A 13,623-nucleotide genomic window follows, 5' to 3' on the forward strand; every position below is an offset into this window, starting at 1 on the left:
CGCCCCTGTCGACCACGAGAGGCAGTACCGTCAGGCCGTCACCCCGATCCCCGCGGTGGCTTGATCCAGGTCTCCGACCAGACCAGGACGGTTCAGACCGCGAGACCGGCCGCTGCCATCACCGATGCGACCACTCTTACGCACCCGCCAAAACGCACAAGCTTCCCCTTTGCTGAACTGCATAGTCGTAAACGGAATGATTGTTTAGTGCACCATAGCGTAGTTGAACGTACGCCCATCTTGGTACCAGTTGAAGACCGCGTGAATATTCGGGTATGTCCGATCACCCGCAAGCTGCTGGCGCGCCTTGCCGCGCCAGACCTCTGTGGGGCACGTCAATGTTCCCGCGAGGAGCGGCGTTGTTAACGACTAGCCAGGTTGCGCCGGATGGTGCGACCACCGGCAGCAAAGCTCCGTTGATGATCCAAGTCGGCCTCGCTGACCGGGTTGTTGCACCCCGGCGCCTGACAACACAGCTCACCGGCCCGAATCAGCGCCCGCAGTGTGCGTGAAGGCCGGTATCGACGCGCCGCCGCCTCGGCATCCTCTCGGGGAGGCGTGACATACCTTCGCTCGGCCTCGGCCAGCAGCCCGCGGGCGGTATCGGCATCGATCACGCCCTGGCCATCCACATAGGCCGGATCATCGTCCAGCCCGGCCAGCGTCGATAGGTTCACCACCACATGCATCACCGGCCGCACCCGATGACCGCACCCCTCATCGGCGGCCGGCGGAGCAGCGTCGGTGGTGCCGGCGTCGGTGGTGGCACAGTCGGCGCACCGGCACCCCAGATGCTGCTCGCCTTGGGCGAGCGCGACGTACGCATCCGCTCGCAGCTGGGCGCGGGTGCGACCATCGCCGGCATGGACCTCGGCGGCCATCGCCGTCAGGCGGGCATTGATCACCGCCGCTTTGTCTTTCGGCAAGGTCCCCGAAATCCGCGCCTGACCGGCGTTGAACCGGTCCGGGCCGATCGTGATGTTCCGGTCAGCCTCGGCCCGGGCTGCGCGGCGGCGCACCGCGTCCGGGTCATACCGGCAGATCAACTGATCGACCAACGCCTGGAACCGCCGCGTCGACATCGGACCACGATCCGCCAGGATGCCCGCCAGGTCGATGTCCAGGTCCCGGACCTGCTGGAACCCGACCAGATCCGTACGGCCGATCGCCATCATCAACCGATCGAGATCGATCACTCCGTTCGCCAATGCCAACGCCGTCTCCGGCAACCGATACCGCGCCGCCGACGCCGCCGCGATCAACTTCTTGGCCCTCTGCGGCGTCAGATACAACACGGCGCCCACTTCAGCGACCGCACGCTCCAACCCCGTCAACCCGAACCGCTCACGAGGCGAGCGCATCTCGGCGAGGCTGTCGGCCTCCCGTGGGGTGCCGGCTTCGCAGCGGGCCGCGACCTCGGCGAGGTATTCGTCTTCACGCTGCTCATGAATCAGGCTGATTGCCTGCAACATCCGATAGTCCGCGGCCCCACGCACCTGCGCGCAGTGCGCGGTGACCGACACCAACTCGACGACCGACAACCCCGCATCCAGCAGGGCGTCGCCTGTCACGGAGTCGGATAAGAAGGCGGTTTCGGACATGGCGTCATGGTGCCACAGCACACCGACAAGAATTGGCCCACAACAACTTCCGACTGCTCGAACACGCGACTTACGCGCCCACACGCAACTTCAGGTGGCCGCGCGCCGGCTATCCCGTTTTGATGTTTCTGCGCGCCGACGCCTGATCGCGCGGCTTGATCTCGATGAGGTCGATGTTGACGTGCGGCGGACGGCTCGCGACGAAACCGATCACCTCGGCGATGTCGTCGGCGATCATCGGTGTCAATCCCGAGTAGACGGCGTCCGACCGGTCCTGATCGCCATCGAATCGCACCAAGGAGAACTCCGTCTCGACCATGCCCGGGCAGATCTCGGTGAGCCGCACCGGCTTTCCGAGAAGTTCCGGCCGCAGCGTCCGATGCAGCGCGGCCTGCGCATGCTTCGCGGAGGTGTATCCGGCGCCGTTGTCATAGGTCTCGAGCGCGGCGATCGACGTCACCGTCACGATCAGGCCGTCGCCCGAGGCGATGAGCTTGGGCAGCAGCGCCTTGGTGACCCGCAGCGTGCCGAGCACGTTGGTCTCCCACATCCAGCGCCAGTGCTCCAGGTCGGCGTCGGCCACGGGGGCCAGCCCCTTGGCGCCGCCGGCATTGTTGATCAGGATGTCGCAGCGCGGCACCGCATCGGTGAACGCGGCGACCGAAGCATCCTCGGTGACATCCAATGACAGTGCGGTGCCGCCGATTTCGTCGGCCAGCGCCGTCAGCCGATCCAGGCGGCGGGCCCCGACGACGACATGAAATCCCTGGGCGGCAAGGACTCTGGCGGTCGCCGCCCCGATGCCCGAGCTGGCCCCGGTCACCACGGCGACGCGATCGGCGGAAGCGAGTGCAGAAGTCATGCCATCACTCTATCGAGCGGCGGCTCAACCAGCCGGTTTGACTCCGCCGGCGGTCGACTGCGGCGCGGGAGTCGTTGTCTGACTGCTCGTTTCGTCGCCGAGCGCCGACATCGACTTCCAGGTCGGCCAGTCGATCGCCCAGTCGTAGATGTCGCCGTCCGCGGCCGACAGATCGATCCGGGTACCGCTGACCTCGACCGGATCGCCGTAGATGGCCGTCTGGAAATACTGCTGCGCATTGCTCAACGACAGGTTGATACAGCCATTGGTGACGTTCGCCGAACCCTGCACCCCAACGGTTTCCGGATTCGCATGGATGAACTCGCCGTTGTTGGAGATGCGGACCGCGAACCGCTCGTGCACGTTGAAGTATCCGGCCGCCGGGTTGCTCATGTAGAAGTCTTCGTACTTCTCGCTGACCACATGAATCCCGGAGCGGGTCACGTTGCGGTCCACGTCGCCCTCGCCGTAGCTGCACGGCAGCGTCATCAGCACCGATCCGCCGCGCTCGACCACGATCTGATGCGACGACGCCTCGGCCTTGACGATCTGCGAGCGGCCGATCGTGTAGTCGGTGCTCATGTCCGACGAACCGAACCCGCCCCCGTGATCGAGGCCGTAGAGCTTCGCGGTCATCGAGATCTTGGTTCCCGGCTCCAGGTACTCCTTGGAACGCCAGTGCAGCCGCGATCCGCCGTCGTCCGGCAGCCAGGCCCAACTGCCCTCGGCCGACGGGGTGGTCGTCAGGGTGAGCGCCTTCTCGACCGCGGCCTTGTTCTCGACGTGGCTGTCGAAGGTGAGGATCAGCGGCGCGGCGATGCCGACTTCTTGTTTGTCGCCGATATTGATGACGACATTGATCAGGCTCTTCGGCTTGAACGCCGTGAATGCGCCCTGCACCGGCACGACCTTCATGTCGGTTCCGGTCGCGGTGCCCGACCAGGTGTACTGCATGCCGTAGCCCAGTGGATCGCTGACGGTGTACGTCGTCCGATCCGGCGAGAGCTGCCCGGGAATCACCTTGCCCTGGGCGTTCGTCAGCTTCACGTCCGGGTTCAGGGTGCCCTGCGCGACGGTCACCGACACCTTCCCGACGACCGGCACGTCGGTGGCGCCCGCCGCGGGCGAGTAGGTCACATGCGCGACCGGCCCCTTCGGCTTGGAGTCTTTGCTGGTGCTGCACGCCGCGGCGACACCGACGGCACCGATGGCCATGGCCCCGATCGCTGTGCGGCGGGTGACCCGACCCACACGATCCGACGACCGCTCGTCGGCATTCGTCGTCGGCTCGTCCGAGTTCATGACAACAAACCTACCTGTTCAAGCGGCAACTCTTGCGGTGGCCGGTGACCGATCTGCCGCATTTAGCGAGGTCGCAGCCCGTGAGAACAGTCACCTCAGAGGCGGCAGCCGACCCTCATAGAGTGCAACCGACAAGGATCGGCTCCGGTTCCAGAGTGACATCGAAGGCGTCTGCCACCCCGTTACGCACCTCCCGCGCCAGCGCGAGCAGGTCGGCGGTCCGCGCCGCGCCGCGGTTGGTGAGCGCCAGGGTGTGTTTGGTCGACAGCCGCGCGGGCGCTGACGGGCCCGGGTAGCCCTTCGCGAATCCCGCCCGCTCAATCAGCCAACCGGCCGACAGCTTCACAGCATCGGTGCGGTCCGATCCCGGCGCCACCGGATACTGCGGCACCGGGACATCGCCGACCCGCTCGGCGATCCGGGCCAGCACGTCCGGCAAGCGGTCGGCGCCCACGATCGGGTTGGTAAAGAACGATCCCGCGCTCCAGGTGTCGTGGTCGGCCGGGTCGAGCACCATCCCCTTGCTGCGGCGCAGCGCCAGCACCTGCTCGCGGACCTGAGCGGTCGGCAGGCGGGCGCCCTCGTCCGCGCCCAGGGCCCCAGCAAGCTCGCGATACCGGATCGGCTCGCTCAGACCGTCCGTCGACAGCCACAGGCTCACGGCCACGACCAGCTCCGCGTCGTGATGCTTGAGCCGGCTCGTCCGATATCCCAGCTCGAGGTCGGCCGGGTCGACCCAACGCACCGTTCCGGTCGCCCGATCCATGATCTGCACGCTGCGCAGCAAGGTCCCCACCTCGACGCCGTAGGCGCCGACGTTCTGCACCGGCGTCGCGCCGGCGGCGCCCGGGATTCCCGAGAGGCACTCCAGGCCGCCCAGGCCGCGCTCACACGCGGTGGAAACCACGCGGTCCCAGGGCACGCCGGCGCCGACCGTGACATAGGGGCGGCCGTCCGCATCCGGGTCGACGGCGAAATTCATCGCATCGTCGGCGATGATCACCGCCGTTCCGTCGAAACCCTCGTCGGCGACAACGAGATTCGATCCCCCGCCGATCAACAGGACCGGCTCGCCGGATTCATCCAGCCGCCGGACGACGCCGATGAGCTCGTCGGCGTCGGTGCAACGAATCACGGCGCGGGCCGGCCCTCCGAGCCGAAACGTCGTGAATGCACTCAGAATTAGGCTCTGCGACACCGTGTAACGGTAGCCTGCTCGCTATGTCGACCAACCTGGACCATCGCGACGAATACGCCGTGTCGCCCGCCCGTCTGCATGCCGCGCTCTGCTCCGAGCAGTACTGGACGGATCTCGTGAGCACGGTCGCCGCGGACGTGTCCACGCTCGACAGCTTCACCTCCGACGGCACGTCGGCCACGGTCAAGCTCCAACAGATCGTGCCGTCGGACAAGCTGCCCAGCGTGGTTGCCAAGATCCGCTCGGGCGATCTGGTCATCCGCCGGACCTTCACCATCGGACCGCTGGCCGACGAGCGTGCGACCGGCAGTTTCGGCGCGGAGGTCGATGGTGCCAAGGCCACCCTCTCGGGCACCATCACGGTGTCGGGCTCCGGGGAGCGCTCGGTGCTCGCGTACAACGGCTCGGCGAAGGTCGGCATCCCGTTGGTCGGCGGCAAGATCGAAGGCGCCATCGTCAGCAATCTCGGCAAGCTGCTGGACGCCGAGAACGAGTTCACCACGAACTGGCTGGCCGCGAATCCCGGCTGACCACTGCCGTCGTGACCACCATCACGACGACTTCCCGCGCTGCAGACGACCTCAATGAACCTCACCCACCAGCGTGTCCTGGTCGCCTGTCAGGTTCGGGTATCGAGTCGAAACCGGTAACGTGTGTCACCATGGCCCAACGGCGCTACATCGCGCGATTCGAACACACCGCAGAGCGGGTGTATCGCGCATTCGCCTCGCGTGAGTACTGGGACGCCAAGATGGAAGAGTTCCGCAAGCTGACGCCGCAGTCGGATATCGACTCGATGGTGATCAACGCGACCGGTGTCGGCGTCACGCTGACCCAGGTGCTGCCCCGCACGGAGCTTCCCGCCATCGCTCAGACGGTGATGAAGAAGGACATGGTCATCACCCGCCAGGAGTTCTTCGCACCGTTCGATCCGAACCGCACCAAGGGCTGCTTCGCCGCATCGATTCCGTCCGGCCCGGGCAGCCTGCAGGGCTGGATCCAGCTCGTCGCCGAGGGCACCAGCTGCTACCTCGAACGCGTCACCGAGGTGACGGTCGACATCCCGCTGATCAACAGCAAGATCGAGAACCTGATCCTGGAGAACCTCGACGACCTGTTCGGCGGCGAGGACGAGTTCACCACGGCGTGGCTCGCCGAAAACGCCTGACCACTCCCGGCACCGCGTGACCCGCACCCGGCCCGAGGGCGTCATCACCCGCGGCACCACCGGCATCAATCGCCTGCGCCGCGTGGATCGCTGGATGATTCACGATCCGGGCATCCTGGCCGCTCTCCGCGCCGCTGACGAACCGCTGGCAATCGACCTCGGCTACGGCGCGCGGCCGGACACCGCACTCGAACTCGCCGCCCGCCTGCGCACGGTTGCGCCGACCTGCCGGCTGGTCGGGCTGGAGATCGATCCCGAACGAGTCGTGCCGGATCGGGACGGCGTGCGGTTCGCGGTCGGCGGCTTCGAGCTCGCCGGACTCCGCCCGAATCTGGTGCGCGCGTTCAACGTTCTGCGCCAATACGACGAATCCGAGGTGGCCGCGTCGTGGGCGCGGATGCAGCGCCAGCTGGCGCCGGGCGGGCTGATCGTCGAGGGCACCTGCGACGAGATCGGCCGACGGTGCTGCTGGATCGTGCTGGACGCCGACGGCCCGCGATCGCTCACCCTCGCATGGGATCCCCGCCATTCCGAACGCCCATCGGACCTGGCCGAACGGCTGCCCAAGGCGCTGATCCATCACAACGTGCCGGGCGAACGGGTGCACGCCTTCCTCGAGACCGCCGACCGCTGCTGGGACATGGCGGCCTCACATGCCGCCTTCGGCCCGCGCAGCCGCTGGGCCCGGACGGTGGAGCTGTTGCGGGACAACGGGATCGAGATGCTCGACGGCCCCCGACGATCCCGCGACCTGCTGGTCACCGTGCCGTGGGCGGTCGTGGCGCCTGAGCCGTATTCCCAGCCCTGAGCCGTATCCCAGCAAGGAACGATCCACCGGATACGGTGAAAGCATGCGGATCGCCCTCGCCCAGATCTCCAGCGGCACCGACCCCGACGCCAACCTGGCCCTGGTCGCCGACGGTGTGGCACGCGCCGCCGCGGCCGGCGCGGACCTGGCGGTCTTTCCGGAGGCGACGATGTGTCGCTTCGGAATTCCGCTCGGGCCGGTAGCACAACCCCTGGACGGTCCCTGGGCCACCGGGATTCAGGCTCTCGCCGATCGTCACGGCATCACCGTCGTCGCGGGAATGTTCACCCCCGCCGCAGACGGACGCGTCCACAACACCATCGTGATCGCCGGTCCCGGCCGACCGCTGATGAGCTACAACAAGATTCACCTGTTCGACGCATTCGACTTCGCCGAGTCCACGACGGTCGCCCCCGGCTCCGACCCACTCACCGTCGACATCGCCGGCACGGCCGTCGGCGTGACCACGTGCTACGACATCCGCTTTGCGCAGTTGTTCACGGTGCTCGCCGAGCGCGGCGCCGCAGTCAGCATCGTCGCGGCGTCCTGGGGCGACGGCGAGGGCAAGCTCCGGCAGTGGCGATCGCTGGCGACGGCGCGGGCCCTGGATACCGCGGGCTACGTCGTCGCCGTCGGCCAGGCGCGCCCCACCGACCCGGCCGCCCAGCGCAGCGCCGCCCCGACCGGGATCGGCCATTCGATGGTCGTCGACCCGTACGGAGCCACGCTTTTCGAGGCCGGGAACGACGTCGAGTTCGCGGTGATCGATATCGATCCGGCGATTGTCGACACGGCCCGAGATCGGCTGGGAGTGCTCCGGAACCGGCGGCCTGACCTGCACTGACAGCCGATGTGCCGACCGGCCGGACACAGATCCTTAGGGAAGTCTCACACTGCTGCCAAGGGAGGCGTGCACAATCTAGGGCGATGAGCACCAACGATGATCAGCCCCAGGACCCCCGTCCGGACGAGGTCGCGCAGCCCCATGCTCCCGCCGACCAGCCCCCGGTCGAGCCGACAGCTGCGCAGCAGGAGCCGACAGGTGCGCAGCCGGAGCCGACCGCTGGGCATGCCGCTACACAACCGGAGCCGACGACCGAACCGAACACCGATCGGTTCGCCACCGATCCGGCCACGCAGCAGATCCCCGGTGCCCGCTCCGGCCCGGCCGACTTCCAGTCGACCGCGCCGCACTCCCCCTCGACCGAACACCTGCCGCGGGGCTGGGAGGCGACTTCCGGTCAACCCGCAGCGCAGCCGTCGGATACCATTCCGCCCGCATCCACTCCGGGCGGCCCGACGGACCCACGCCCGCAGCGACCGCAGCGAAAGGTGGGCAAGATCGTGGCAGTGTCCCTGGTCGCGGTGCTGCTCGTGCTCGTCATCCTGGGCGCCGGGAGCGAGCTGCTGCTGCGCTCCCGGGTGAAGGACTGCCTGAACAAGGGCTTCAGCGCCACCACCGGCACCTCCACCAGCGTCTCGCTCAGCAGCCAGCCGATCCTGTGGCAGTGGATCAACGGGGTCCCGAAGGTCCAGGTCGACACCAAGAACGACGGTTCCGATCCGAATGTGATGAAGCTGCACCTGAGCGGCAAGAAGATCGACCTGAACAACGACTCGACGCATATCGGCAGTGCGAGCGGCTACGGCTACGTGCCCTTCACGCTGATCGCCGACAACATGAAGGCGGCGGCCGGCGGGGCGTCCACCCAGTCCACGACCGACGGCACCGATCCGACCGGCACCGATCCGATGTCTACCAGCGGCCTGACCCTGACTCAGCCGCTGACCGGCGATCCGAAAACCGGCACCGTCCACGCGGTCGGCACTGTCGCCGTGCTCGGCGGCTTCCTCACCCCGACCGTCGACACCACGATCAAGCCGGTCCTCAACAACGGCAAGCTGTCGTTCCAGGTCCAGTCGGCCACCGCGTCGTTCTTCGGCGCGTTCAATCTGAACGTGCAGTCGATCGCGCAGAACTTCGCCGACGAGTTCGCCAAGCAGCTGTTCCCGGCCGGGCTGGACACGCTGAACTTCAGTCAGCTGCAGATCACCGACTCGGGCGTGAACTTCGCGTTCAACGGTTCGGACCTCACGCTCCAGCAGTCGACGACGGCGACGCCGGTCAACAACAGCGACTTCAAGTGCTCGATCCTGTAGGCGGCCCGGCGCGCTGGTTGAAGACCGCTAGTTGAAGACCACCGTCTTGCCGCCGTGGACGAGCACCCGGTTCTCCAGGTGCCAGCGCAACCCGCGAGCGAGCACCAGGGTCTCGATGTCGCGTCCCTGACGCACCATGTCCGGGACCGTGTCGGAGTGATCGACGCGCACCACGTCCTGCTCGATGATCGGCCCGGCATCCAGGTCCGGCGTCACGTAGTGACAGGTCGCCCCGATCAGCTTCACGCCGCGGGCGAACGCCTGGTGATACGGCCGCGCGCCGATGAACGACGGCAGGAAGCTGTGGTGGATGTTGATCGCGCGGCCTTCCCAGCGCCGGCACAGCTCCTCGGGCAGGATCTGCATGAATCGCGCCAGCACCACCGCGTGCGGCTCATAGCGGTCGACGAGCCCCTCGACCTCGGCGAACGCCTCCGCCTTCGCCTCGGCCGTACTGCCGAACGGCACGTGATGGAACGGGATCCCCAGCCGGGTGACATAGTCCGACAGGTCCTGGTGATTGCCGACGACCGCGACGATCTCGGCCGGCAGCTCGCGCCGCAGCGATCGGGCCAGCAGGTCGGACATGCAGTGGCCGTCCTTGCTCACCAGCAGCACCACCCGCTTCGGCGCGGCGGTGTCGGTGAGTTCCCATTCGGTATCGGGTCCCAGCTTGTCGATCACCGCCTGCAGCACGGTGCGCAGGTCCTCGAGCGAGAGGCTGATCGAGTCGGCGCGGATGGCCTGCCGGGTGAAGAACCAGCCCGACTCCGGGTCGGAGTGATAGGCCGCCTCCACGATCCACCCACCGAGATCGGCGATGAAATTGGTGATGCGTGCGACGACGCCGGTCTGGTCGCGGCAGCCGAGAGACAGGACATAGCGACGGTTCGGATCGCCTGTCGACGCGGAAGTCATCGGACCAGGTTATGCGTAGAACGGTGGCGCATAGCGAAAGACCCCGAGCAGTCCGGTGTCCGCGTCGAGCCTGCGCACCTGGAAATGCGCGGCCCAATCGGCGACATCGGGTTCTATGCCGACCGACGCCCCGCGCCGAAACCCGAATCTCGGGTAGTACTCGTCGTGCCCGACCAACCCGACCAGCCGCTCCCCCAACGCATCCGCGCCGCCGAGCGCGGCGTGGATCAACGCCGAACCGACCCCGCCGCGCTGTTCGCCGGACAGCACGCCCACCGGCCCCAACGCCAGCACCGGGACGGAATCCGCGTCGACAGGTGTCAGCTGCGCCCGGGTCAAACAGATGTGTCCGACGACTCGTCCGTCGACGTCGGCGACCAGCGCGAGTTCCGGCAGCCACGCGTCGGAGTCGCGCAGCGCCGCCACCAGATCCACCTCTCCCACCGATTCGGCTCCCGGCGGCTGCAGGTCCGCGAAGGCGTCGCGATGGACGTCCGCGATCGCGGCATGGTCGGCGGGGGTCCCGCGGCGGATCAGCATGACTCTCATTGTCTCGGCTGTGACAAGCTCTTTTCATGACACTCACCCGGGCCCAGGTGGCGGCGATGATCGACCACACGTTGCTCAAGCCGGAAGCCACTCGCGCCGATGCGGAGGCCGCTGTCGCCGAGGCCGCGGAGCTGGGCACGCTGGCCGTATGCCTGTCACCGTCGATGCTGCCCATCGACACCGGCAGCCAAAGGTGTTGCGTGGTAGCCGGTTTCCCGTCCGGGAAGCACCATTCGCTGATCAAGGCGGCCGAAGCCAAATTCGCCGTCGATCACGGAGCCGTCGAGATCGACATGGTGATCGACGTGGGCGCGGTGATCGCCGGCAACATCGACGAGGTGCTGACCGACGTCCTGACAGTGCGCGAGGCGGTCGGCAGCGAGGTGCTGCTCAAGGTGATCGTCGAGTCGGCGGTGATCCTGGAATTACGCGACGCCGATACGCTCGCGGCCACCTGTGTGGCCGCGGCCCGCGGCGGCGCGTCAATGGTGAAGACCTCCACCGGCTTTCATCCGGCCGGCGGAGCGAGCGTGGAGGCGGTGCAGATCATGCGGGCCGCCGTGCCGGCGTCGATCGGGGTCAAGGCCAGCGGCGGCATCCGGACCGCGGAGTTCGCCGCCGAACTGATCGCCGCCGGCGCCACCCGATTGGGACTGTCCGGCTCGCGCGCCGTCCTCGATGGATTCCCGGAGTAGCTCCGGCGCCTAGGTGGCGGCCAGCGCGTCGCGAATCAAGGCGTCGAATTCGGCGTGCCGCTCGATGGGCAGCTGATGTCCGGAGCCGGGCAGGATCACCAGACGATCCAGCGCGCCGGTTTCGGTGAGTCGCTTCGCGATCGACCGGGCGTGCCGCTGCGAGGTCAGCCGATCCTCCTCGCCGACCACGACCGTCACCGGCACCGTCAGCCGGTCGAGGCCCTCCTCGACGTCGAGCCGCAGCAGCGCGGCGCCCCAACGCCCCCGGGTGCGCTGGGTGCATCGGGCGGACAATTCCTCGGTGAAGGCCACATGCGCGTCATCGGCGACCGTCCCCAGCGCCAGACGCAGCCGTCGACGTCCCATTTCGCCACCGGGGAACCAGTATTCGTTGGACATCACCGCACGCATCGCGACCAGCTCGGCGCTGCGCGCCCAACCGCCCGGCTTGCCGAGCTCGAATCGCGGCTCCGGCAACAGCTTTCCCGATGCGGTGGAGCAGAGGATTACGGCCCGCGCCCGGGCGGACACGTCGTCGTGGTACAGCCGGGCCCACGACATGATCGTCATCCCGCCCATGCTGTGACCGACCAGCAACGCCTTCTTGCCCTGCGGCAGTACCGCTTTCAGCACGGCGTCCAGATCGCGGCCGAGCAGATCCTGATGCGCCCGGACCGACCCCATGCTGCTGGCCCCGTGGCCACGCTGGTCGTAGGAGACCACCCGATACTCGCCGGCCAGGTCGTTGATCTGCGCGCGCCAGAAGTCCGCGTTCATCGTCCAGCCATGAGCGAACACGATGACGTCCCCGTCGGCCGGGCCGTAGCACCGCACCGACAGTTCGGCGCCGCCCACCGTCGGGACGGTCAGGAACTCGGCCGGCCGGTCCGGATACGCCAATGCCGGATCCGCGGCGATCCGCGTTGCGAGAGAGGTCATTTCCGCTGCTCCTTCAGTCCACCGGCCGGCGGCCGGCTCGGAACTTCCGTTTCGGCTTCGCGACGGGCATCGGCGGAACCTGCCCATCGGTGCCGACGAATTGGTCTGCGGCCGTGCGCATCGCCGCAGAGATCTGCCGATCCATGGCGGCGGCGAAGGCGTTCTCGATGACCTCGTGGGCCCGCGGGCGCACCTGCTCGATGAGTTCGGCCAGCTCGGCGATCTGGGTGTCGTCGTAGTTCAGCTGCCCCTCGGTGCCCACCGAGTACCTATCGGTGATGATCGAAACGAACCCGGCCGCAATGTCTTCCACGTCCTGCTCGGCCCGCTCCCACATCCGCAGCAGCACCTCGAGGTCGACCCCGGCCGCGACCAGCACCTGGGCGAGGTCGAGCAGCTCGGGACGGCGGACCGCGTAGCCCGCACCCTCCTTGACGAGGATCCCGATGCGCTGGCCCAGCGCGATATTGGAATCCGACGCCTGATCGCCGAAGCTGTTGCGCAGCTCGCCCAAAGTGATCTTGGCGGCGCGGCGCAGCGTCTGCAGTTTGGCGGGTTTCGGCGGATCGGCGAGCACATGCTCGACCTTCATGCCGTAGCGCGCCGCCAACAACAGCTCACTGATGGTCGCGAAGGTGTAGCCGCGCTCCAGCATCCGCGAGATCAGCTGCAGCCGGACGAGGTGTTCCTCGGCGTACCAGCCGGTGCGCCCCTTGATCTCCGGCGGCGGCAGCAGCCCGCGATCCTGATACACCCGGATATTGCGGACACTCACTCCGGCAAGGTCGGCGAGCTCGTTGATCCGGTACTCGCTCACGCGGCCCCGCCTCCATCACCCATCTGGCATCGCTGACTGTGGGACCAGCGGCCCCACCCCGAAGGATTCTAGCGAGGACCCTCAGGACCTACTTCTTGCGGAACCAGGACTTGCCTTGGATCTCGTCGGTCCGCGGCCGAACGTCCACGACATAGACGAGCACCGCGATCACACCGATGATGCCGAGCAGGCTCAGCGGGCCGAAGAGCCAGATGACCAGCGTCGCGATGACCAGGATGCCGACCCATGCCGGCTTGGACAGCTTGTCGACCGCGGTGAACGCATCCGGGCGCTGCACGGCGGCGTGCACCAGCGACACGATCGCCGCGACGCCGATGGCGATCGTGATGATCCCGATGACCATATTGGTGGTCCACCCGAGGAAGTTTGCAAGACCCACACCACCACCATACGGGCAAAAAGCACAGCGCCCGGGTCTGCATCGCAGACCCGGGCGCCGTCGGCCGAAGCACTCGTCTTACTTGGCGGCCTTCTTCGCCGGAGCCTTCTTGGCCGGAGCCTTCTTCGCGGCAGTGGCCTTCTTGGCCGGAGCCTTGGCAGGGGCGGCCTTCTTGGCCGGAGCCTTCTTCGCGGCGGTCGCCTTCT

15 protein-coding genes are annotated in these 13,623 nt (G+C 67.5%); 6 read left to right on the forward strand and 9 right to left on the reverse strand.

Translation table 11 applies throughout. The features are described from left to right. Positions 1-362 precede the first annotated feature (362 nt). The 4 genes from G341_RS20485 to G341_RS0100490 all read right to left on the reverse strand — a co-directional run bounded on the left by G341_RS20485 (position 363) and on the right by G341_RS0100490 (position 4,963). On the reverse strand, positions 363-1,601 hold the full coding sequence (locus G341_RS20485) for an HNH endonuclease signature motif containing protein (protein ID WP_155826668.1): 1,239 nt from the start codon (positions 1,599-1,601) through the stop codon (positions 363-365). 109 nt (positions 1,602-1,710) lie between these two features. Further along, a complete protein-coding gene (locus G341_RS0100480) occupies positions 1,711-2,463 on the reverse strand; it encodes an SDR family NAD(P)-dependent oxidoreductase (protein ID WP_018177144.1) in 753 nt (250 codons plus the stop codon). Between the two features lie 24 nt (positions 2,464-2,487). Next, the gene (locus G341_RS0100485) at positions 2,488-3,765 is read right to left on the reverse strand and encodes a L,D-transpeptidase (protein WP_018177145.1); all 1,278 of its coding nucleotides are present in this window, start codon (positions 3,763-3,765) and stop codon (positions 2,488-2,490) included. A gap of 115 nt (positions 3,766-3,880) precedes the next feature. Continuing rightward, entirely contained in the window at positions 3,881-4,963 is a 1,083-nt protein-coding gene (locus tag G341_RS0100490; protein WP_026303079.1) for a UDP-N-acetylmuramate dehydrogenase, read from the reverse strand. A gap of 23 nt (positions 4,964-4,986) precedes the next feature. Between G341_RS0100490 and G341_RS0100495 the strand changes: the two genes are divergently transcribed. From G341_RS0100495 to G341_RS20490, 5 genes are all read left to right on the forward strand, one after another. Beyond that, the gene (locus G341_RS0100495) at positions 4,987-5,493 is read left to right on the forward strand and encodes a DUF2505 domain-containing protein (protein WP_018177147.1); all 507 of its coding nucleotides are present in this window, start codon (positions 4,987-4,989) and stop codon (positions 5,491-5,493) included. Positions 5,494-5,624: 131 nt separating this feature from the next. Then, complete coding sequence (locus G341_RS0100500; RefSeq protein ID WP_018177148.1) at positions 5,625-6,131, forward strand: DUF2505 domain-containing protein; 507 nt, start codon at positions 5,625-5,627, stop codon at positions 6,129-6,131. Between the two features lie 16 nt (positions 6,132-6,147). Then, positions 6,148-6,939: a hypothetical protein gene (locus G341_RS0100505; protein WP_018177149.1), complete on the forward strand. Its 792-nt coding sequence runs from the start codon at positions 6,148-6,150 to the stop codon at positions 6,937-6,939. Between the two features lie 43 nt (positions 6,940-6,982). Further along, positions 6,983-7,783, forward strand: a complete 801-nt coding sequence (locus G341_RS0100510) for a carbon-nitrogen hydrolase family protein (RefSeq protein ID WP_018177150.1) — start codon at positions 6,983-6,985, stop codon at positions 7,781-7,783. 83 nt (positions 7,784-7,866) lie between these two features. After that, positions 7,867-9,099, forward strand: coding sequence for a hypothetical protein (locus tag G341_RS20490; protein ID WP_018177151.1), 1,233 nt, complete (start codon positions 7,867-7,869; stop codon positions 9,097-9,099). A gap of 27 nt (positions 9,100-9,126) precedes the next feature. Here the strand turns inward: G341_RS20490 and purU are convergent, their stop codons facing one another. Beyond that, the gene (gene purU / locus G341_RS0100520; RefSeq protein WP_018177152.1) at positions 9,127-10,017 is read right to left on the reverse strand and encodes a formyltetrahydrofolate deformylase; all 891 of its coding nucleotides are present in this window, start codon (positions 10,015-10,017) and stop codon (positions 9,127-9,129) included. A gap of 9 nt (positions 10,018-10,026) precedes the next feature. Continuing rightward, complete coding sequence (locus tag G341_RS0100525) at positions 10,027-10,557, reverse strand: GNAT family N-acetyltransferase (RefSeq protein ID WP_018177153.1); 531 nt, start codon at positions 10,555-10,557, stop codon at positions 10,027-10,029. A gap of 35 nt (positions 10,558-10,592) precedes the next feature. On the opposite strand from G341_RS0100525, the gene deoC reads away from it, so the two are divergent. Continuing rightward, positions 10,593-11,261 carry a deoxyribose-phosphate aldolase gene (gene deoC / locus G341_RS0100530; RefSeq protein WP_018177154.1) on the forward strand — a complete coding sequence of 223 codons (669 nt, stop codon included), beginning with the start codon at positions 10,593-10,595 and terminating at the stop codon, positions 11,259-11,261. A 9-nt stretch (positions 11,262-11,270) separates the two neighbouring features. On the opposite strand, the gene G341_RS0100535 is transcribed toward deoC, so the two are convergent. From G341_RS0100535 to G341_RS0100545, 3 genes are all read right to left on the reverse strand, one after another. Next, positions 11,271-12,200 carry an alpha/beta fold hydrolase gene (locus G341_RS0100535; RefSeq protein ID WP_018177155.1) on the reverse strand — a complete coding sequence of 310 codons (930 nt, stop codon included), beginning with the start codon at positions 12,198-12,200 and terminating at the stop codon, positions 11,271-11,273. Between the two features lie 13 nt (positions 12,201-12,213). Then, positions 12,214-13,017 (reverse strand): MerR family transcriptional regulator, encoded by an 804-nt coding sequence (locus G341_RS20495; RefSeq protein ID WP_018177156.1) that lies wholly within the window; start codon positions 13,015-13,017, stop codon positions 12,214-12,216. Between the two features lie 88 nt (positions 13,018-13,105). Next, positions 13,106-13,381 carry a DUF2516 family protein gene (locus G341_RS0100545; protein ID WP_018177157.1) on the reverse strand — a complete coding sequence of 92 codons (276 nt, stop codon included), beginning with the start codon at positions 13,379-13,381 and terminating at the stop codon, positions 13,106-13,108. Positions 13,382-13,623: the final 242 nt, after the last annotated feature.

Origin of the sequence: Jongsikchunia kroppenstedtii DSM 45133, from assembly GCF_000380485.1 — a bacterium.
In the GTDB taxonomy this organism is placed as follows: Bacteria; Actinomycetota; Actinomycetes; order Mycobacteriales; family Mycobacteriaceae; genus Jongsikchunia; species Jongsikchunia kroppenstedtii.

What these genes read in the sequence shown, in the direction of transcription:
- G341_RS20485 (WP_155826668.1), bottom strand. Translation starts at nt 1,601, where the DNA reads ATGTCCGAAACCGCCTTCTTATCCGACTCCGTGACAGGCGACGCCCTG.
- G341_RS0100480 (WP_018177144.1), bottom strand. Translation starts at nt 2,463, where the DNA reads ATGACTTCTGCACTCGCTTCCGCCGATCGCGTCGCCGTGGTGACCGGG.
- G341_RS0100485 (WP_018177145.1), bottom strand. Translation starts at nt 3,765, where the DNA reads ATGAACTCGGACGAGCCGACGACGAATGCCGACGAGCGGTCGTCGGAT.
- G341_RS0100495 (WP_018177147.1), top strand. Translation starts at nt 4,987, where the DNA reads ATGTCGACCAACCTGGACCATCGCGACGAATACGCCGTGTCGCCCGCC.
- G341_RS0100500 (WP_018177148.1), top strand. Translation starts at nt 5,625, where the DNA reads ATGGCCCAACGGCGCTACATCGCGCGATTCGAACACACCGCAGAGCGG.
- G341_RS0100510 (WP_018177150.1), top strand. Translation starts at nt 6,983, where the DNA reads ATGCGGATCGCCCTCGCCCAGATCTCCAGCGGCACCGACCCCGACGCC.
- G341_RS20490 (WP_018177151.1), top strand. Translation starts at nt 7,867, where the DNA reads ATGAGCACCAACGATGATCAGCCCCAGGACCCCCGTCCGGACGAGGTC.
- purU (WP_018177152.1), bottom strand. Translation starts at nt 10,017, where the DNA reads ATGACTTCCGCGTCGACAGGCGATCCGAACCGTCGCTATGTCCTGTCT.
- G341_RS0100525 (WP_018177153.1), bottom strand. Translation starts at nt 10,557, where the DNA reads ATGCTGATCCGCCGCGGGACCCCCGCCGACCATGCCGCGATCGCGGAC.
- deoC (WP_018177154.1), top strand. Translation starts at nt 10,593, where the DNA reads ATGACACTCACCCGGGCCCAGGTGGCGGCGATGATCGACCACACGTTG.
- G341_RS0100535 (WP_018177155.1), bottom strand. Translation starts at nt 12,200, where the DNA reads ATGACCTCTCTCGCAACGCGGATCGCCGCGGATCCGGCATTGGCGTAT.
- G341_RS0100545 (WP_018177157.1), bottom strand. Translation starts at nt 13,381, where the DNA reads ATGGTCATCGGGATCATCACGATCGCCATCGGCGTCGCGGCGATCGTG.